The following is a 19,766-nucleotide window of genomic DNA, read 5'->3' on the forward strand; positions in this document are numbered from 1 at the left end:
CCACACATTTATTATTCGTAGTAAGGAGCATCAGCACATGCAACTGGGGATTATTGGACTAGGCCGCATGGGCGGTAATATTGCGCGCCGCCTGATGCTCAATGGGCATACCACCGTGGTCTACGACCGCAATGAAGCGTTCGTCAAAGGTTTGAGTGAAGAGGGCGCCACCGGCGTTGCTGGCCTGGCTGCCCTGGTGGCCGGGCTGCAAAAGCCCCGGGCGGTCTGGGTGATGCTGCCGGCGGGCGATCCGACCGAGACCACCATCCAGGATCTGAGCGAACTGATGGAACCCGGCGATATCATCATCGACGGCGGCAATACCTTCTACAAAGATGACATCCGTCGGGGCAAAACCCTGTCGGAAAAAGGCCTGCATTATGTGGACGTCGGCACCTCCGGCGGCGTGTGGGGCCTGGAACGCGGCTATTGCATGATGATTGGTGGCGATGCCGAGACAGTCAAACACCTGGACCCGATCTTCGCCAGCATGGCTCCAGGCCTGGGCGACATCCCACGCACCAAGGACCGTACCGCTACTGATGACCGTGCCGAGCGCGGCTACATCCACGCCGGCCCAGCCGGTTCCGGGCACTTCGTCAAGATGATCCACAACGGCATCGAATACGGAATGATGCAGGCGTTCGCCGAAGGTTTTGACATCCTCAAGACCAAAAACTCGGAGAGCCTGCCTGAAGAGCAGCGTTTCGATCTCAATGTGGCTGATATCGCTGAAGTCTGGCGCCGCGGCAGTGTGGTTTCGTCCTGGTTGCTGGACCTCACAGCCGACGCCTTGGCCACTGACCCCAAACTCGACGGCTATTCAGGTTCCGTCGCCGACAGCGGCGAAGGGCGCTGGACCATCGAGGCGGCCATGGAGCAGTCGGTCCCGGTCCCGGTGCTGTCCAACTCGTTGTTCGCCCGTTTCCGCTCCCGCCAGCAAAGCACCTACGGTGACAAACTGCTCTCGGCCATGCGCTTCGGATTTGGTGGTCATGTGGAGACTTCAAAAAAATGACTGCCAACGGCAAGAAACTCAAGGCCGAACCCGCTCCACCCACCACCCTGTTTCTGTTTGGCGCCCATGGCGACCTGGTCAAGCGCCTGCTGATGCCGGCGCTGTACAACCTCAGCCGCGACGGTTTGCTGGGCGATGGCCTGCGCATTGTCGGAGTTGATCACAACGCCATCAGCGATGCCGACTTCGCCAAGAAACTCGAAGACTTCATTCGCACCGAGGCCGCCAGCAAGGTCAAGGGCAATGCCGAAAACGCCCTGGACCCTGCCTTGTGGGGCCAGTTGGCCAAGGGCATCAGCTACGTCCAGGGCGACTTCCTCGACAACAGCACCTACAGCGACCTGGCGGCGAAAATTGCCGAGAGCGGCACCGGTAACGCGGTGTTCTACCTCGCCACAGCGCCGCGCTTTTTCAGTGAGGTGGTACAACGCCTAGGCCGGGCCAACCTGCTGGAAGAAACCCCCGAGGCCTTTCGTCGCGTGGTGATCGAAAAACCTTTCGGCTCTGACCTTGCCACCGCCGAAGCGCTAAACGCCTGCCTGCTCAAGGTCATGAGTGAAAAGCAGATCTACCGCATCGACCACTACCTGGGCAAGGAAACGGTACAGAACATCCTCATCAGCCGTTTCTCCAACGTGCTGTTCGAAGCGTTCTGGAACAACCATTATATCGACCACGTACAAATCACCGCCGCCGAAACCGTTGGCGTGGAAACCCGTGGCAGCTTCTTCGAGCACACCGGCACCTTGCGCGACATGGTGCCCAATCACCTGTTCCAACTGCTGGCGATGATCGCCATGGAACCACCGGCTGCCTTTGGCGCCGATGCGGTGCGTGGCGAGAAGGCCAAGGTGATTGGCGCCGTGCGCCCCTGGTCCCTGGAGGATGCGCGGGCTAACTCGGTGCGCGGCCAGTACACCGCAGGTGAAGTCGGCGGCAAGCAATTGCCCGGTTACCGCGAAGAGGCCAACGTTGCACCTGTCAGCAACACCGAGACGTTCGTCGCCCTCAAGGTGATGATCGACAACTGGCGCTGGGTCGGCGTGCCGTTTTACCTGCGTACAGGCAAGCGCATGAGCATCCGTGACACCGAAATCATCATTTGCTTCAAGCCCGCGCCTTATGCGCAGTTTCGCGACACCGGAGTCGATGAGCTCAACCCCACTTACCTGAAGATCCAGATCCAGCCCAATGAAGGCATGTGGTTCGACCTGCTGGCGAAAAAGCCTGGGCCGACCCTGGACGTGGCCAACATCGAGCTGGGCTTTGCCTATAAGGACTTCTTCGAGATGCAGCCGTCCACTGGCTACGAAACCTTGATCTACGACTGCCTGACCGGCGATCAGACCCTGTTTCAGCGCGCCGACAACATCGAAAACGGCTGGCGGGCGGTGCAGCCTTTCCTCGATGCGTGGAAGGAAGATGATGGCGTTCAAGCCTATAAAGCCGGTGAAGATGGCCCGGCGGCGGCCGATGCGTTGCTGGCCCGCGATGGCCGGACCTGGCGCAGCCTCGGATGAGTGATGCCGCGATCCATCCCATCCGTTTTGTTTTGAGTGATATGGACGGCACCCTGTTACTTCCGGATCACAGCCTCAGCCAACGCACCATTGACTCGGTCCGCGCCCTGCGCGAAGCCGGGGTTTTTTTCAGCCTGGCCACCGGGCGGCCACCCAAGGCCATGTTGCAGCAGATCGAAGCCTTGGGCGTTGACGTGCCCACGGCGGGGTTTAATGGCGGCACCCTGGTCAATCCGGATGGCAGCATCCTGATTGCTCACTGGTTGCCGGCAGAAGCGGCGCTGATCGCGTTGGCGTTGTTCTGCGATCAACCTGATGTGGAAACCTGGGTATTTGCCGATGGCGACTGGATGTTGCGTGATCCGGCGGGCCCCATGGTGCCTCGGGAGCAGCATGGCCTGGGGTATGCGCCGGTGGTGGTGGAAAGTTTCGAGCCGTTCCTGGACCGGATCGACAAGATCGTCGCCGCCAGCACCAATACCCAGTTGCTGATTGAACTGGAGGCGCAGTTGCAGCCCAAGGTTGAAGGACTGGCCCAGGTATCGCGCTCACAGCCGGTCTACCTCGACGTGACCGCGATGAAGGCCAATAAGGGTGAGGCGCTGGCGACGTTGGCGGCCCACCTGGGTGTCCCCCTGGAGCAGACGGCAGCCATCGGTGACGGCGGCAATGACCCGGCAATGTTTCATGTGGCTGGCTTGTCGATTGCCATGGGGCAGGCCGAAGAGGCGGTCAAGCGCCAGGCCAACGTGGTCACCGGCAGCAATATCGAGGACGGCGCAGCAGAGGCCATTGAGCGGTTTATTCTTTCGGCGCGTTGAGGCGCAACGCCCTGCGATAGGCTGCCGTCATCCTGACCCAGTTGATCGTTCCCGCGTAAACGGGAACGATCTTCACCGCTAATAACTCCCCCCTAGCCAGCGCTGAGGCATTGTTGTTTGCCTCACTACCAAGCGTCCCATAAAGACACTGGATTGGCTGCTAAACCATGAAAACTGTTATTTCTGATAGTTGCGAAAACCCTTTGGCGTCGATTGAATAAGCCCCGACAGTTGTCACTTGCCGACGTGTATGGCTCGGCCATTGTTTTACCCAGAGGCGTGTATGTTCGCAAATACCGCAAATGCCTGGTGGCCAGGCGCAGCGGGCGAGCCTGACCTGAGTTTTGGCGACTCAGGCAAGGCGGCCGTGATTATGCATGGGGTTGATTCCTGCCAGGTCAACGGCTTGGCGTTGTGTCCGGACGGCGGTTTGCTGGTGGCGGCTAAAGTCTACCGGGGCCGCACGACGGGCTTGGGGTTGGCCAGGCTTGACGCCAAGGGTTCGCTGGATCAGCGCTTTGGTCGGGCGGGCGCGGTGGTCGATTGTTTTGAAGGCCAGGGTGACGCCATGGCTGACAAAGTGATTCAGTTGCCGGATGGGCGAATCCTGTTGGTTGGGCTGCATTACGAATGTCGCCATCAGTTATTACCGGCCTTGGCGATGTTTCACCCGGACGGGCAACTCGACCCAGGTTTTGGTGATGCCGGCAAGCAGGTAGTGCGATTGCCGGGCGGGCTCTCCAGCGGCACTCGCGATACGTGGCTACCGCCCGGTATTCCTGGCGCCGAGGCCTGTGCGGCGTGTGTGCAACCTGACGGTCGAATCCTGCTGGTAGCCAATCATTCTTTTGAACTGGCCAATCACACGGGGCTGCTGATTCGCCTGGAGCCTGATGGTCGTCTCGATACCACGTTCAATGGCCGTGGTTTTGTCATGGTGCGGCGTTTGCTGCTCAGCACTTGGTTGTCCAGCGTCCACCTGCAGTCGGATGGCGCCATCGTTGTGGCAGGCTCCATCGATTTTCCCCAGCAGGCGCTACTGGCCCGTTATCGGGCAGATGGCAGTCTGGATGAAACGTTTGCCGAGCAGGGCTTCGCACGAATCTCGGCGCAAGGGCGAAACGCCCATTTTAGCCAGGTTATCCAGTGCCGTGACGGTCGGTTGCATGGCGTGGGCAGCAGCCGTGAGCCGATCCATGCCATGGCCCTGGCCGTCGATGCCGACGGTGAGGCTGATCCGGCATTCAATCACGGCCAACCGTCACTGACGGCGATTGTCGGCAGCCCGTGCCAATGGCAAGCGGTGGCGGAGCAGGGGGATGGCAAGCTGGTCATGGCCGGCGCAACAATTGGTGGTTTTACTGCGGATTTTGTTGTCGCCCGGCATCTGGCAGATGGCAGCCCGGACCCGACCTTTGCCAGCGGTCGTGGTTGGGTCCGCACGCGACTGGGGCGTAGCGTGGACACCGCGACGGCACTGGTTCTACAACCAGATGGCAAGATCCTGCTGGCCGGTCATGGTCGGGATGGGGCGTTTCGTGGGGTGGTGACGCGCTACCACGGCTGACAGTTGAAAAGGCGTGCATACAATCCCGAACAACTGCTTTATGTTCTTCGCACGAACATCTCTTATGAAGTAGCGCAAACGGTGTTCTTTATCGAGGTCGTTAATCGTTAGATCAACCAGGGCCTGGAATGAAGATCAATGAGACCGCACTCCAGGCTCTGCGAGTCGTTACTTGGGCATTGCCCAGGATTGTAACTGGTAGCCGTTTTTATCAAGTTCGGCTCGCGCTTGCAGCAGCAGGGATTCCAGTTGCTTGGGATCGGAGTACGCGCTGAGGGAGATCTGTTTGCGCCCGATGCGGTTATTGGTGCGGTCGACAACGGACAGGCTGAGTTCGCCATTGCCGTCTTGCGGGGCCCACGCCACACATTGAAAGGGTTCAAAGGCGTGGCCGGCGATCAAGAGTGCTTCGTTGAAACGGAGCGGGGCGTTCATGGGGTCTTCTCTCTAAATGCCCAATCAAAAGATGTGCCGTCGGTTGGGCTTACCGTTCGGCTAGTACCTGTACTGATGCACGAAGGCGGGGTACGGGTCACATGCTAGAGCAAGAAAATTCAACTTTCCCTGATTAAAGTCATGTAAATCGTGGTTTTGAAAGCTCATTGAAAGTTTGAACTAATGGATTTTTCTATTTGTTGGCTGCTCAAGGAGGTATTTGTCAGTGGACTTATAGCGAAACGATACAAGGGGGCGTCAAGATCTTGCTAGGGTTAGCAACAACCTTTCCAAACTGTTGTTTCTAAATAACTTAATGATTTTGACGCCAAGGAATAGTCATGGTTGTTACACCTGCCCTGCGTCGTCTGCTTGTGGTCGAGCCCTGTGGTGACTGCGACCGGCTAATACCCGGTTTGCGCATGGCGGGATGGGCAGTTGACAGCTGCGCCCTGGAAGCGGTCGGTGACCGATCCTGCGACGTGGGGCTGCTGCGCCTGCAGCCGTTTCACCTGGAGCGGCCCGAGGCGATCAAGGAGTTGATCAGCCGCAGCGGTACGGAATGGATCGCGGTGCTCAGCCAGGACGTGTTGCGCCTGCAAAAGGTCGGTGACTTTGTTTGCGAGTGGTTTTTCGACTTCCACACTTTGCCGTTTGATGTTTCCCGGGTCCAGGTCACTTTGGGCCGGGCCTTTGGCATGGCGCGGCTGCGCGGTAAAGGCAACGCCCATGTCGATGAACCGGAGCACGAATTGTTGGGCGACAGCCGCCCGATCCGCGAACTGCGCAAGCTGCTGGCTAAACTGGCACCCACTGAATCGCCCATCCTGATTCGTGGCGACAGCGGCACCGGCAAGGAACTGGTGGCCAAGACCCTGCACCGGCAGTCCCAACGCCATGCCAAGCCATTTGTGGCAATCAACTGCGGGGCTATCCCTGAGCACCTGATCCAGTCCGAACTCTTTGGGCATGAAAAAGGTGCGTTTACCGGCGCCCATCAACGCAAGGTCGGTCGTATCGAAGCCGCCCATGGCGGCACCTTGTTTCTCGATGAAATTGGCGACCTGCCAATGGAATTACAAGCCAATCTGCTGCGTTTTCTCCAGGAGAAACACATCGAGCGGGTCGGCGGCAGCCAGCCGATTCCAGTGGATGTACGGGTATTGGCGGCTACCCACGTCGACCTGGAAGCGGCAATCGAGAAGGGCACCTTTCGCGAAGACTTGTATTACCGGCTCAATGTCCTGCAAGTGGTGACCGCGCCCTTGCGTGAGCGTCACGGCGACGTCGGGATGCTGGCCAACCACTTTTCTCATTTCTACAGCCAGGAAACCGGCCGGCGCCCCCGCAGTTTCAGTGAGGATGCGTTGGTAGCCATGGGCAAACACGGCTGGCCGGGCAATGTACGTGAGCTTGCCAACCGGGTACGGCGCGGCCTGGTGTTGGCTGAAGGGCGGCAGATTGAAGCGCTCGATCTGGGCTTGCAAAGCCAGCATGCAATTGCGCTACCTATGGCTACACTGGAAGATTACAAACACCGCGCCGAACGTCAGGCGCTGTGCGATGTGCTCAACCGGCACAGCGACAACCTGAGTGTCGCGGCCCGCGTGCTGGGGGTTTCCCGGCCCACGTTCTACCGGTTGCTGCACAAACACCAGATCCGCTAGGGCGGGTAAACAAAAGCCCCGTCGCGACCCTTATCGCGGCGGGGCTTTTCCCTTTGCGGGCTGATCAGAAGTAGTACGGGAATTTCAGGCTGAAGGTGAAGTCCGGCGCATCGTCGGTCATGCCGATGGACAGGTTGGGCACGATGGTCAGGTTTTCACTGGCCGCAATGGTCATGCCGACGTTGAAATAACCGGCGTTGGCATCGCTGGACACCACCGATTGCCAGTCACCGCTGTCAGGCTTGAGCTTGCTTTTGCGCTGAATCAGGTCCGAGACCGAGAACGACATGCTCATTCTCTCGTTCAGCGCAAAGGCGACACCCACGCCTATCTGGAAGCTGTCACCCAGGCGTACCTTGCCACCGATTTTTTCGTTGACCGTGGAACTGATGTCGTCAAACGAGTCTTCGAAGTTATGGGTGTAGGACAAACTGCCAAACAGCACCGCCGGGTCGAAAGTTTTGACCAGGGAGATGCCTGGCGTGATCGACCAGACGCCGTTGCCGGTGGGCAGGTTTTCTGGCACTAACAGGTTGCTGTTATTAGGCGAGGGCACCAGCTTGATGCCGAATGGCTCCTTGCCTGTTGGGGCCTTGACCCGCAGCGAAACCACGGCGTCCGGCAGGTTGGGCGTTTCATCAAGGAATTTGTAGGCAATCCCGAAGTTGACGTCGCCGATTGTCGGGTCGCGAGTGACGGACTCCTCCGAAGCTGCCGTGGCGCTGCCGCCATTGGCGCCACCGGACTGATACGTCGACTCGCGGTATATCACCGGCACGTTCACGTCGAACTGCCAGCGATTATCCAGGTTGTAGCGCCCGGTCATGTCCAGGGTCCAGTTATCGGCCTTGATCCGGTCCAGGTTGATATTGCCGAGGAAGATCGAATCCAGTGCCAGGAAGCCATTAAGCGTCAACTGACGGGCATCGTAGCGGGCGTAGGTGACGCCGGTTTCAAAGCTGAACTTGCCATTGCCAAAGAAACCGCTGGCCTCGTTGTACAGGTTGCTCACGCTTTGCGCAGGGGCCGAATCGTCCTTGAGCGACTGCCCATAGGAACTGCCACCCGCCGCAGCGCCGGAACTGCTGGCGGCAACGGTGCTGCCACCTTTCTTGAAATCGGCTGGTGATTTGGCCAGGCGTTTGGGCGCAGGCGTTGCGGGTTGATCTTCGACCTGGCGAACCCGCTGTTCCAGCACCGCGAGGGCTTTTTGCTGCACTTCATAACGTTGCTTGAGTGCCAGGAGCTCCTGTTTGAGCGTTTCGATATCTGCGTCCGGCGCGGCGTACAACATGGTTGCGGGCAAGAGCGTGCTTAAACAAACAACGGCACGTAGCGATAACGATCGATGCATGAAATAAGCCGTCCTTTTCTAATACGTAGGTGTCGAGGGTCAGCGTAGTTCAATAACCGAGAGTGCGGAGGCCCTTGAGTTGATCGAGGTTGCAGTTCAGAGCGCCGCTGTTGAGGCCACTGTTATTCATCACCACATTGAGGGTGGTGGTATTAAGTACCTGGTTGATATTGCCCGTCAGGCGTACCGCTTGTTGCATGCCGCCCTGGGCAATCCTTTGCAGGGAATCGCCCTGGCCATTGCGGGCCTGGATCGCCATATTGATGCCGCCCCCGGCGTTGGAAATGCTGACCTGACCTGCGCCGCTGGAACCGCTGAGGGTGCCGCCGGCCATCAATACCTGTCCCGACTGCACGACATTGCCCGCAGCCAAGCCGTTTTCGCTGATGTTGATGCCGACATTGTTGTAGGCGCTGTTGCCATCCCCGGCCGCGCGTACGCTCTGGGTTACGCCTGTGCCGCTGCCCAGGCCCGCACCGCCGACCACTGTGCCGCTGCCGATGGTTGGGTTCGAAGTCGGCCCCTTGCCGGAGTCTGCGGTGGCGGAGACATAAAATTGCGGGGTAATGGTGGATGCGTCGATGTTCATGCTGGCTTTGCCGGTAATGCTGTCACCGGCAGCGTTGGTCCAGGTGCTGCTCATGACAATGCCGAAACTGATGATCCGCCCGGGCATCACAAAACGACCGCGCAGCTCGGCCAGTTCCGAGTCTTTCATTTCTATTGGCTTAAACACCGATGAAGCATAAGCGGGCATTGAGGCTGCCAGGCACATGACCGTCAGCCAACGGAAAGTGTTCATCATTTGCTCCTGGAGCGTCCTGCCCCTTATTGCGCTTCTAGAAGAAGTCGCTCTGGATGAAACCGAAGTCCATCAGCTCTGAATCCCGAACAGGACTGAACTCGTTCAGTTTGTTCTTGGCGGTCAAGGGCGTCGGTGGGTCGAGCAGGGCGTTGGCCTTGTCATAGCCTTCGCCCAACACAGCGAACACGATGCCGTTCCAGCCCTTGATGAAGTCGTCATGGGAGTAGCGTTTGTTGCCCAAGACAGAGTCTCCGATATAGACCCAGTCCTTGTCAGCCCGCTGCATCACCACGAAGTGTTTGTAGCCGCGAATTTCCAGCAGCACCACGACGGGGACTCTCACTGTGACCAAGGTTTCTGGCGCTATCCGATAACCTTTTGCACGCATGCCGATGCTTTCGAGGTAGCGCTTCATGTCTAGCATGGAGAAACCCTGGGTTCGCACCAGGTCCTGATCGGCGTTGATCAGCATGCCTTTGATGACGTGAGCCTCATCGACGTCCAGCCAGAAGGCTTGGCGCAGGATGGTTGCCAGTGCCGCGGCACCGCAGCTGAAATCGGTTTTCTGTTCCACCAGGTTGGCGAACCGGCGCTCGCGAATGCTCTCGACCTTCTTGAAGATCACCGCACCGCCGGGCATGGCGGAGATCGCCATTTGCCCTGCCCAGGTAGGGCCGGCGAGCAGTAACAGGAAGGTGAGGGTGGCGAGTCGCATGATCGAATGACCTGATGGACACTGGAATTAAAAAGGGCCTTGTTGCCAAGGCCCTAGTTGGATCAGAAGCTCAGCTTGCTGCCGCTTGCGCATACAGTGCAGCCGCTGCCCAGAGACAAGGTGTTGCTTTGTTGGTTGCCCGAACCCGCGGCAACGTTGATCCCGATGTTGCCGGAAGCGTTGTTGCCAGAGTTGTTCAGGCTGGCGTTGTTGGTGACGTATTGAGGCTTGCCATAGCCGTGCTTGGAAGCAGCCTGGTTGAGGTAGCTGTTGTTCAGCGACACTTGCTCGGTGTTTGCCACAGCGGCAATCGAGGTGCCATCGGCGGTCACGATAGTCAGGTTGTTTTTCTGTTGGTTACCTTGACCGGCTGCGACGTTGACGCCCACGTTACCGGAGCTGTCGTTGGCCGAGTTGTTCAGGGATGCATTGTTTTGCGTCCCTTTGTTTACGAAGTTGTTGTGTTTGCTTTGCTGGAAGATATCGGCCTCGGCGAGGACGTACCCGGCTTTGCCGGCACTGCTGGTGATTGCGGCGGCATTGTCTTGCTGGTTACCGGAGCCAGAGGCCACGTTACCACCCAGGTTGCCGTCGCTGTTGTTCAGCGAACCGTTAGCGGCTGCATTGTTGGCGGTTTTCGTGTCGTCGAACTTGTTGTTTTTGCTGACTTGAGAATCAGTCACCACCGCAGCGACGACACCGGTTGGAGTGGGTTTGTATTTGTCGCTAGTGTCAGCTTGTGCAGCAACAGCCATGAGCGCAGCCAGAGCAAAAACCAGTGGTTTAAGAGCCATTGTAGGTTTCATGGTGTATCTCCTTGCTTCTAATTAGTTGGTTAAGTGTTGGTACGGTGTTGCACACAACCATCAGGGGTTACCTGATGTTCACGTTCAGGGTGTTAGCCACTCGGTTCCCCACCCCTGCACTCTGGTTCACCTGAATCACGCCCCGGCTGCCGGTGAAGGCCTGGTCGCTGGTAACGACCTGGCGGCTGCCAGTGGGTGAGGTGAGCCCTGAGTCTGGTAACAGCGTCATGTTCTGTTGCGACAGGACGCTGTCATCGATGCCCTGCGGGCCAGCACTAATGCTGATCCGCACGGCATTGATCATTTGGTTGTTGGCCCCGGCCGACTGGTTGACCCCCAGTACACCGCTGCCATTGCTGAAAGAAGAACCCTGGATCACCGCCTTGGCATTCAGGGATGGATCGGCCTTGCCGTCGAGTTTCTGGATGAGCGCGCCGCCGACCTGGGCATGGGCACCGATGGCGATGGCGCGGCTGTTGATTTGTTGTTGCTGATTGCCGGCGGCCTGGTTGACTGAGAGATTGCCGCTGTACTGTTTGCCGGAGTTATCGATCACGGCATTGTTGTTGCTGTCGGCCATGACTGATGAGCAGCCCAGCGCGAGAAGAAGCAACCATGAGCGGCTCATTGCTGCGCCCCCATCATGCTGCCAATATTGCTCAACGGGGCCATGCCACGCTGGATCGAACCGTTTATTTGCCCGGAGATGCTGCTACCGCCGCCGCCATGACCTGCCGCTGCGCCAGCTCCCAGGGTGGACGAACTGGTCCCGTGGGACGTGCTCAGGCCGGGAAGGTTGCCGTTGGGCAGAATGGCGCGAGTGATGGTGGAACCGCTGCTGACCCCGGCGATATCGTTATCGCTGAGTTCGCCGCTGGTGGCGCGCAGTACTTGTGCCGCGGGGTTGACGTTAACGGTGGTTGGATAAGGGTCAGGAGCGAAGGAGGAACGGCCAGCCATATGACCCTGCACGTTGCGACCAATGACGATGACACCGTCGCCCGCGAGGGCTGGAAGACTCACACTGGTGCTGAGTACACAGCTGATCAGCAGTAGGCTCATCGAGCCTGAATTGAGAGTGACCACGGCAGCATTCCTTGTTTTTAACGCTGACCCTAAACAGCGTTATCAGGAACAGAGCAGGAGCTGTGCCGCTTTTTATTTTTATATATTATTCAATGGGTTGGCTTTTATCATCGCGATGCAGGCAACCCGTGTGTATCAGCGCTGAGACAACAGTACGTCGATCTGCCCAGCAGTCGCCCTTGCCGGGCATGGGCACGTCGCGGGGCGTTACCTGTATCAGAGATGAAACACGTTTGATGACAAAACAATGAACCCGCAGCCGGCGGACGTTTCAGGCAGGCCAAGTGTCTCAAAAGTGGACACTTGGCTTATGGCAGGGGGTGTGCGCCGCAGGGGCAGCTCAAGTCTTGGGCGCTTTGCCCGGTATCGAGTTGATTACGGGGTTGCCATCCTGGTTCTGGGTCAGGTAAACCGGCAGGACCTTGGGCAGGGAGGAGACGAGGTTGTTGACTTCATGGATGTTGTAGATCCCGCCAATGCGAATGGCGCCGGTGCTGGCGTCTGCCAGCATCATCGGTTTGCTCAGGTAACGATTGATCAGCGGCAAGGCATCGGCGAGGGCCAGGTTGTCGAGAATCAACTTGCCCGTACGCCACGCCAGGGCGCAATCGTCTGTCGCGATCGGCTTCACATGAGGGCGGGTGTCGCCATGGTCGTAGCGGGCCTGCATGCCAGGGGACAAGCTCAGGCCACTGTGGCCCACATCGCTGGTGACCTGCACCGAGCCTTCGAGCAACATGATCCGGACCTGGTCTTCGTATTTCCAGACGTTGAACTGGGTACCGGTAACCCTGATCCGCCCATCACCGGCCCGGACCACAAAAGGGCGCAGGCGGTCATGGCTGACGTTGAAGAATGCTTCACCTTTTTTCAGGGTGACTCGACGCTCGTCCTTGTAGTTGCTGTAGACCAGTTCGGTGCCCAGGTTCAGCTCCACCTGACTGCCGTCTTCCAGGGTGACTTGTCGCAGCCCGCCCTCGGCCTCGTAATGTTTATACGAGTTGGGCAACCAGCCAGCTTCCCAGCCCGTGAACGCGGCCAACGGCAACGCCACCAGGCATACCGCAGCGGCTATGGCATAGGTACGCAATAGGCTGCGCGGTGCGATTCGTGCCACCGGCGCTGTTTCGTTGCGAGGCAAATGATCGGCGACGTCCCAGATTTCCAGCATGGCTGCGTATTCGAAGGCATGCAGCGGATGTGCATCATGCCACTGTTCAAAAGCCTGACGTTCGGCAGTCGTGCAATCGAAAGCATGCAGACGCATACACCAGTGCGCAGCGGCATCGGTGATGGCGTCATATTCGGCTTCTGAAAGGGACTGTTCGGTCATTTGCTCTTCCTGGTTTCATGCATTCTAACCTTCCCGGCACGGTGCCGAGAACAGCCATCATGGCGAATGAGCATCAATGTGGAACTAATTCTTGCCCCAGGCACCCTAAAAATCAGGATATGTAAGTCATTCTCTCTCAAGCCTGGGAGTCCACCCAGCCCAGGAGTGAGTGGTGTAACGCCAGCGTTAAATAAACAGCGTTGTACCGAAACGGGTGGTTGACAGGCCACTCGCTCGGCGTTGTTTAATCCAGAGGCTGAATCCAGCAGGCTGTTGCCCCCTCCAATAATTACTCTGGAGCTTCAGATGTCAGCCACGCCCGTTATTGCTGCAAGTGACTCGCAGACTATTGCCTTTCCCGAACTGGTTACCTTGCTCAAGCAGATTTTCCTCAACCACGGCACCTCGCCTAACGTCGCCGCCGTGATGGCAAACAACTGTGCCAGCGCCCAGCGCGACGGCGCCCAGAGTCATGGGGTGTTTCGCATGCCCGGTTACGTATCGACCCTGGACAGCGGCTGGGTGGATGGCAAGGCTGTACCGATTGTCGAGGATGTCGCCTCGGGGTTTGTCCGGGTGGATGCCTGTAATGGCTTTGCCCAGCCAGCCCTGGCCGCCGCCCGCCCGTTGCTGGTGGAAAAGGCCCGCAGCGCCGGTATCGCAGTACTGGCCATCCGTAACTCACATCATTTTGCGGCGCTGTGGCCCGATGTCGAACCCTTCGCCGACGAAGGTCTGGTGGCCCTGAGCGTGGTCAACAGCATGACGTGCGTGGTGCCTCACGGTGCTGATCGGCCACTTTTCGGTACCAACCCGATTGCCTTTGCCGCGCCACGGGCCGACGGCCCGCCGATTGTCTTTGACCTGGCCACCAGCGCCATCGCCCATGGTGATGTGCAGATCGCCGCGCGCAAGGGTGAGCGTGTGCCGCCCGGTACTGGGGTCGATAGCCTGGGCCAGCCGACCCTGGACCCCAGGGCCATCCTCGAAGGCGGCGCCTTGTTGCCGTTTGGCGGGCACAAGGGCTCGGCGTTGTCGATGATGGTCGAGTTGCTGGCGGCAGCACTGACCGGCGGGAATTTTTCGTTCGAGTTCGACTGGTCCAATCATCCTGGTGCCAAAACACCGTGGACCGGCCAGTTACTGATCGTCATCGACCCCAGCAAAACCGCCGGGCAAAACTTTGCCGAGCGCAGCCAGGAACTGGTGCGGCAGATGCACGCTGCGGGGTTGCGGCGTTTGCCGGGCGATCGTCGTCATCGCGCACGGGCGAGGGCCGAGGAGGAGGGGATTGTTATCGAGGTGGCGGAGTTGGCGCGGTTGCGGCGGTTGGTGCAAGGTTAACTCGGCCGACTGTGGAGCGAGCAAACTCGCTCCACAGGGAAAACCTCAGTTACGACGACCCAACAGCAGGCCGACCACCAGGCCGAAGCCTGCAGAAATTGCCACGGTCTGCCATGGGTGACCACCGATATAGTTTTCGGTAGCGTCCACCATTGGCTTGCTGCGCTCACGCACGCTGGACACCGAGTCCAGGGCCTGCTTGAGCTTGAGGGCTACCTGCTCGCGCAGGGTTTCACCTTCTTCGCCCACCAGGGAGGCGCTGCTCTTGAGCAGCTTGTCCGATTCCTCGATCAGCGCCTGGAGTTCGCTGAAGGCTTGATCCTTGATTTGTTCTTCGACGGCTTGCGCGGCAGTTTTGCGGGCCATTGGGTGACTCCTTGCAGGTGAATGTGACAGCGAACAATGGAGTATTCGCCGGCTGAAAAAGTTGCAGCTTTTTTTTCCGCTGGCCTGGACTGAGCAAAATCCAGAGCGGGAAATTTCGACCTACAGTGTAAGATGTCACCTATTTGTACCGCAGGGAATTCCACATGAGCTTCAATCTGGCCAACAAGCCCCTTGCCGAGCGCGCTGAGCTCGAAGATGAAAAGTCCCGTCTGTATGACTTGTGGCAAAGCAACCTGGGCAAGGCCAAGGGCGAGGGGGCCCGCTTGTTCGGCGAGCGCGCCAAGCGCAAGGGCAAATGGGCTGAATGGGTGCGCTCGGAGCTGGACGGCATGTCGCCGCCGGAGTTCGCCAACATGGTGCGTAGTGAAGTCAATCGGTTGATGGCGGCCAAGTAACTGCGTTTTATCGCTGACTAAGCAGCCATTCCTCGCGGGTCATTTCCCAGATATCCCGAGGAAAGTTACCTTCGACGAACCTGCCTTCGTCGCTTCTGATCAAGCGCATGCCGGTGCGCTCGGAAAGCCGCCGCGACGCCAGGTTAGGCGCGGCCTTGGGCACCCGCATCAGCGGGCGCTTGAGCACGTCGAACCAATACTCGGTCACTGCTGCACTGGCCTCGGCCATCAAGCCCTGGCCTTGCCAGTGCGGGCCCAACCAAAAACCACGGTTGTTGTCGAGCTCATCCATCAGGCTGACGTTGCCAATCAACTGCTCAGGTGCGGTTTTAAGACGGATCGACCAATGCCATTCGCAACCCGCAGCGATAGCGGGCAGGGCGACTTTTTCCAGGTAGGTTCGAGCACCATCGGCCGGGTAGGGCCAGGGCACCATGGCGTTGAGGTAGCGCACCACTTCCCAGTGAGGAAACTGCTGCTGGATACCCTCGGCATCGTCCAGGGTCAGGGGTTTGAGGATCAAGCGTTCGGTGTACAGCGTCGGTAGTACGTCCATGTAGTGGTGACCTCCTTGTTTACCAGGTAGCGGCCGCGTTCGGCAGGTCGAGGGTGCCGCGATCGACAAAGCGCATGGTCCCGAACAGCCCGCCCGCCAGCTTGCCCCGCAAGACGTAGGGCAGGTTGTTCAAGCTCTGGGTCTGGCTCAGGCCCAGGGTCTGACGTAACACAGAAAAAGCTGAAACACTTACCGGCACCGTCAGGACGGTCTCGGAAAAGCGTGGGATGGAACCCTGCTGATCACTGACCCCAGCTGCCAGCGGCCGGCCATTAACCTCCAGGTCCAGGGCCACGCCGTTGTAGTCGATGGCGGTTTCGTTGGGGTTCTGTACCCGCAGTTTCACTGCGAAGCGCACTTCCAGGTCCTGGCTTTGCAACGGCTCGATACCCACTACATTGATGTTCACCGGGTCGCGATTGGGGAATAACGCGCAGGCGCTCAGGGTAAACAACAGCAGGGACAGGACAACGAGGTTGCGCATGACAAGGTACTCCTATTTCGTGACGTCCGGGTCCTGCATAACCTTGAGGGTCGACGACTCCGGATCAAATTCATCTTCTTGCAACGTTATGAACTCCTCAGGCAGGAAGATGTTCAGCAAGATAGCGCAGAACGCTCCGACGGTGATCGGCGACTCAAAGATGTTGTGCAGCGCCTTGGGCAGTTCGCGCAGCACTTCCGGCACTGCCGCAACGCCCAGGCCCATCCCCAGGGAGATGGCCACGATCAGCATATTGCGCCGATGCAGACCGGCCTCGGCGAGGATCTTGATCCCGGCCACTGCCACCGTGCCGAACATGATCAGCGTCGCGCCGCCCAACACCGGTTTGGGCATCAATTGCAGCACCGCGCCAATCATCGGGAACAGCCCCAGCATCACCAGCAGGCCAGCAATGAAATACGCCACATAGCGGCTGGCCACGCCGGTCAACTGGATCACACCGTTGTTCTGCGCAAAGGTCACCATCGGCAGGCTGTTGAAGGTGGCGGCCATCACCGAGTTGAGGCCGTCGGCCAACAGCCCAGACTTGATGCGCCTGATATACAGCGGGCCCTTGACCGGCTGTTGGGAAATCATCGAGTTGGCGGTCAGGTCACCCGCTGCCTCCAGGGGCGAAATCAGGAAGATCACCGCTACCGGGATAAACGCTACCCAGTCGAAGGAAAAGCCGTACTTGAACGGCACCGGCACGCTGATCAGCGGCAGTTGTGGCAACGCTGCCAGGTCGACGCGGCCCATCCACCAGGCGACCACAAAGCCCAGGGTCAAGCCGATCACAATCGAGCCCAGGCGCAGGAACGGATTGTTGAAACGGTTAAGCACCACGATGGTCAGCAATACCAGCGCTGCCAATCCCATATTACTGGCCGCCCCCAGGTCGCTGGCGCCAAAGCCACCGGCCATGTCGGTGACCGCGACCTTGATCAGCGACAGGCCCATCAGCGTAATGATGGTGCCGGTGACCACCGGGGTGATCAGTTTGCGCAACTTGCCGATGAACTGGCTAAGCACCACCTCGATAAAGGCCGCGAAGAAGCAAATGCCAAAGATAGTCGAGAGGATTTCATCGGTGCCGCCACCTCGGGCCTTGACCATGAAGCCGGCGCTCAGGATCACGCTGATAAAGGAAAAGCTGGTGCCTTGCAGACACAGCAACCCGGAACCCACCGGGCCAAAGCGCCGTGCCTGGACAAAGGTGCCCAGCCCCGAAACGAACAGCGCCATGCTCACCAGGTACGGTACCTCGCTTTCCAGGCCCAGTACGCCGCCGACAATCAGGGTCGGGGTAATGATGCCGACAAAACTGGCCAGCACATGCTGCAGCGCGGCAAACATTGCCGCGGTGAAGTGCGGCCGGTCTTCGAGGCCATAGATCAGGTCGGATTTATAGCGGGGGCGAGGGGCTTGAGCGTCAGACAAAATTCAGGCTCGGGTCAGAAAGTGGAGGCGCAGGATGCCAGAAAGCGTCAACGGTCAAAAGTGTGAAAATATATTTCTCCGCTCCCTGCATAAAATGCTCAAGCCTGCCGATACCTCTTGTTAGGTCCACACACTAATGACAACAGTGGCGCCGAACGGTCATTGGTAGCGCGTTGACGCTCGATGGCCGTGTCGCGGCAAGGATGCTCGTAGCCATCACCTTCTGAGAGTCGTCCTATGTCCCTGCGTAATCTGAATATTGCACCTCGAGCCTTTCTCGGTTTTGCGTTCATTGCGTTGTTTGTCATTGCCCTGGGGGTGTTTGCGGTCAACCGCATGACCCTGATTCGCCAGACTTCGGTGAACATGGGGGCCAACCAACTGCCCAGCGTCGGCTTTCTCGGCAACATGACCGAAAACGTCCTGCGCCTGCGGATCTTGTCATTTCGTGTACTGGTCAATCGCGAGCCCGCCGCGCTGCAGGAAGCTCAGACGCGCATTGGGGTACTGCTGGATAAGCTCAGGCAGGCACAAACCAGCTACGCGGCGCTGCCTGCCGGTTATGAAGAAGCGGCGCTGTACAAAACATTCGTCACCACCCTGGATAACTACCTCAAGGCCCAGGCCGAGATGCTGGCACTGTCCCAGCAGAACAAGGTGGAAGAGATGCGCGCCCTGATCAACGGCAGAATCAAGGACGGCACCGACCAGATGGGCGAGCAGTTGAACAAATTGATTGCCATCAATGTCGCCGACGCCAGGCAGGCCGGTGAATATGCGGGCCAAAGCTATCGAGACGCCATCACCGGCATCATCGTGGTATCGGTGGCGGCGGCGCTGATGACCATACTGCTGGCTTGGCTGCTGACCCGTAGCATCGTCACCCCGTTGCGCAAAGCAGTGGAAGTTGCCGAAACCATCGCCGCTGGCAACCTGACCAAAGTCATTGAGGTCGACGGCAAGGACGAACCGGCCCGCCTGCTCGGCGCCTTGGCCTCCATGCAGATCAATCTGCGCCAGACTATCCAGCACATTGCGGGCTCGGCCACGCAACTGGCCTCCGCTGCCGAAGAACTCAGTGCCGTCACCGAAGAAGCCTCCAAGGGCTTGCAGCAGCAGAACAACGAAATCGACCAGGCCGCCACCGCCGTCAACGAAATGACCGCCGCCGTGGAAGAAGTGGCGCGCAACGCTGTATCCACCTCCGAGGCGTCGAGCCAGTCGAACCAGGCCGCGCGGGAAGGGCGTGATCGCGTGGTGGAAACCGTCGGCGCGATCCAGACTATGACCCAGGACGTGCAGAACACCTCAGTCATGATCGAAGGCCTGGCCACTCAAGGCCGCGATATCGGCAAGGTGCTGGATGTGATCCGCGCGATTGCCGAGCAGACCAACCTGCTGGCCCTCAATGCGGCGATTGAAGCGGCGCGGGCCGGTGAAGCCGGACGCGGTTTTGCCGTGGTAGCCGATGAAGTACGGGCGCTGGCGCATCGCACTGCGCAGTCGACCCAGGAAATCGAAAAAATGGTCGCCGGTATCCAGAACGGCACCGGGGAAGCGGTGCAGTCCATGCAGCAAAGCAACCAGCGCACCCAAGACACCCTGGTGATGGCCCGTGCTGCCGGGGTGGCTTTGGAGCAGATCACCCAGTCCATCAGCCTGATCAACGAACGCAATCTGGTGATCGCCAGCGCTTCGGAAGAACAGGCCCAGGTCTCCCGTGAAGTGGACCGCAACCTGGTGAATATTCGCGATCTTGCGACCCAATCGGCGGCGGGCGCCAACCAGACCAGCGCCGCCAGTCATGAACTGTCGAGGCTGGCGGTGGATTTGAGTGGGATGGTTGCAAGGTTTGTGATCTGACCTGATCTGTAGCGTACGCAGGGTTAGTGTGGGCTGGGGGCATATCCGTTATTTTGGTCAGGGCGGATTAGGGTTACGCCCTTACGGCGTGTCACTTTCGAAAAGCCGGAATGCCGGCCCAGACGAAAGTAACCAAAGCGCTCTTGCCCCACCACTTGGTGCCTCGCTTA

General features: G+C 59.0%; 20 protein-coding genes. 8 read left to right on the forward strand and 12 right to left on the reverse strand.

All coding sequences use genetic code 11. The annotated features are described in order from the left end of the window. Window positions 1-13 precede the first annotated feature (13 nt). From gnd to FQ182_RS27265, 4 genes are all read left to right on the forward strand, one after another. Entirely contained in the window at window positions 14-1,018 is a 1,005-nt protein-coding gene (gnd, locus tag FQ182_RS27250; protein ID WP_256666352.1) for a phosphogluconate dehydrogenase (NAD(+)-dependent, decarboxylating), read from the forward strand. After that, the gene (zwf, locus tag FQ182_RS27255; protein WP_149414617.1) at window positions 1,015-2,538 is read left to right on the forward strand and encodes a glucose-6-phosphate dehydrogenase; all 1,524 of its coding nucleotides are present in this window, start codon (window positions 1,015-1,017) and stop codon (window positions 2,536-2,538) included. Before gnd ends, zwf begins: the two co-directional genes overlap by 4 nt. Then, a complete protein-coding gene (locus FQ182_RS27260) occupies window positions 2,535-3,359 on the forward strand; it encodes a Cof-type HAD-IIB family hydrolase (protein WP_149414618.1) in 825 nt (274 codons plus the stop codon). Before zwf ends, FQ182_RS27260 begins: the two co-directional genes overlap by 4 nt. 283 nt (window positions 3,360-3,642) lie before the next feature. Beyond that, window positions 3,643-4,926, forward strand: a complete 1,284-nt coding sequence (locus FQ182_RS27265) for a hypothetical protein (RefSeq protein ID WP_149414619.1) — start codon at window positions 3,643-3,645, stop codon at window positions 4,924-4,926. A gap of 168 nt (window positions 4,927-5,094) precedes the next feature. Here FQ182_RS27265 and FQ182_RS27270 read toward each other — a convergent pair whose 3' ends face one another. Further along, complete coding sequence (locus FQ182_RS27270) at window positions 5,095-5,361, reverse strand: hypothetical protein (protein WP_149414620.1); 267 nt, start codon at window positions 5,359-5,361, stop codon at window positions 5,095-5,097. A gap of 341 nt (window positions 5,362-5,702) precedes the next feature. Between FQ182_RS27270 and FQ182_RS27275 the strand changes: the two genes are divergently transcribed. Beyond that, window positions 5,703-7,028, forward strand: a complete 1,326-nt coding sequence (locus FQ182_RS27275) for a sigma-54 dependent transcriptional regulator (RefSeq protein WP_149414621.1) — start codon at window positions 5,703-5,705, stop codon at window positions 7,026-7,028. A gap of 64 nt (window positions 7,029-7,092) precedes the next feature. Here the strand turns inward: FQ182_RS27275 and FQ182_RS27280 are convergent, their stop codons facing one another. The 7 genes from FQ182_RS27280 to FQ182_RS27310 form a co-directional block, all read right to left on the reverse strand. Beyond that, complete coding sequence (locus FQ182_RS27280) at window positions 7,093-8,382, reverse strand: transporter (protein ID WP_149414622.1); 1,290 nt, start codon at window positions 8,380-8,382, stop codon at window positions 7,093-7,095. Window positions 8,383-8,431: 49 nt separating this feature from the next. After that, on the reverse strand, window positions 8,432-9,184 hold the full coding sequence (locus FQ182_RS27285) for a hypothetical protein (RefSeq protein WP_149414623.1): 753 nt from the start codon (window positions 9,182-9,184) through the stop codon (window positions 8,432-8,434). Window positions 9,185-9,221: 37 nt separating this feature from the next. Next, a complete protein-coding gene (locus FQ182_RS27290; RefSeq protein ID WP_149414624.1) occupies window positions 9,222-9,902 on the reverse strand; it encodes a C39 family peptidase in 681 nt (226 codons plus the stop codon). 62 nt (window positions 9,903-9,964) lie between these two features. Then, a complete protein-coding gene (locus FQ182_RS27295; RefSeq protein WP_149414625.1) occupies window positions 9,965-10,708 on the reverse strand; it encodes a hypothetical protein in 744 nt (247 codons plus the stop codon). A gap of 67 nt (window positions 10,709-10,775) precedes the next feature. Beyond that, window positions 10,776-11,336 carry an adhesin gene (locus FQ182_RS27300; RefSeq protein ID WP_149414626.1) on the reverse strand — a complete coding sequence of 187 codons (561 nt, stop codon included), beginning with the start codon at window positions 11,334-11,336 and terminating at the stop codon, window positions 10,776-10,778. Continuing rightward, entirely contained in the window at window positions 11,333-11,794 is a 462-nt protein-coding gene (locus FQ182_RS27305; protein WP_149414627.1) for a hypothetical protein, read from the reverse strand. The genes FQ182_RS27300 and FQ182_RS27305 overlap by 4 nt, the downstream gene beginning before the upstream one ends. A gap of 340 nt (window positions 11,795-12,134) precedes the next feature. After that, on the reverse strand, window positions 12,135-13,127 hold the full coding sequence (locus FQ182_RS27310; RefSeq protein WP_149414628.1) for a FecR family protein: 993 nt from the start codon (window positions 13,125-13,127) through the stop codon (window positions 12,135-12,137). A 306-nt stretch (window positions 13,128-13,433) separates the two neighbouring features. Between FQ182_RS27310 and FQ182_RS27315 the strand changes: the two genes are divergently transcribed. Beyond that, the gene (locus FQ182_RS27315) at window positions 13,434-14,471 is read left to right on the forward strand and encodes an Ldh family oxidoreductase (protein WP_149414629.1); all 1,038 of its coding nucleotides are present in this window, start codon (window positions 13,434-13,436) and stop codon (window positions 14,469-14,471) included. A 45-nt stretch (window positions 14,472-14,516) separates the two neighbouring features. Here FQ182_RS27315 and FQ182_RS27320 read toward each other — a convergent pair whose 3' ends face one another. Further along, complete coding sequence (locus FQ182_RS27320) at window positions 14,517-14,837, reverse strand: YqjD family protein (protein WP_149414630.1); 321 nt, start codon at window positions 14,835-14,837, stop codon at window positions 14,517-14,519. 164 nt (window positions 14,838-15,001) lie between these two features. Between FQ182_RS27320 and FQ182_RS27325 the strand changes: the two genes are divergently transcribed. Next, the gene (locus FQ182_RS27325) at window positions 15,002-15,253 is read left to right on the forward strand and encodes a hypothetical protein (RefSeq protein ID WP_133103269.1); all 252 of its coding nucleotides are present in this window, start codon (window positions 15,002-15,004) and stop codon (window positions 15,251-15,253) included. A 7-nt stretch (window positions 15,254-15,260) separates the two neighbouring features. Here FQ182_RS27325 and FQ182_RS27330 read toward each other — a convergent pair whose 3' ends face one another. Genes FQ182_RS27330 through FQ182_RS27340 form a run of 3 tightly spaced genes read right to left on the reverse strand, consistent with a single transcriptional unit; the run spans window position 15,261 to window position 17,733 of the window. Then, a complete protein-coding gene (locus FQ182_RS27330; protein ID WP_149414631.1) occupies window positions 15,261-15,809 on the reverse strand; it encodes a GNAT family N-acetyltransferase in 549 nt (182 codons plus the stop codon). A 19-nt stretch (window positions 15,810-15,828) separates the two neighbouring features. Then, window positions 15,829-16,293 (reverse strand): LEA type 2 family protein, encoded by a 465-nt coding sequence (locus FQ182_RS27335; RefSeq protein ID WP_133103273.1) that lies wholly within the window; start codon window positions 16,291-16,293, stop codon window positions 15,829-15,831. A 12-nt stretch (window positions 16,294-16,305) separates the two neighbouring features. Then, window positions 16,306-17,733 (reverse strand): nucleobase:cation symporter-2 family protein, encoded by a 1,428-nt coding sequence (locus FQ182_RS27340; RefSeq protein WP_149414632.1) that lies wholly within the window; start codon window positions 17,731-17,733, stop codon window positions 16,306-16,308. A gap of 237 nt (window positions 17,734-17,970) precedes the next feature. Between FQ182_RS27340 and FQ182_RS27345 the strand changes: the two genes are divergently transcribed. Continuing rightward, complete coding sequence (locus FQ182_RS27345) at window positions 17,971-19,596, forward strand: methyl-accepting chemotaxis protein (RefSeq protein ID WP_149414633.1); 1,626 nt, start codon at window positions 17,971-17,973, stop codon at window positions 19,594-19,596. The last annotated feature ends 170 nt before the right edge of the window (window positions 19,597-19,766 follow it).

The organism is Pseudomonas sp. ANT_H4, assembly GCF_008369295.1.
Classification (GTDB): domain Bacteria; phylum Pseudomonadota; class Gammaproteobacteria; order Pseudomonadales; family Pseudomonadaceae; genus Aquipseudomonas.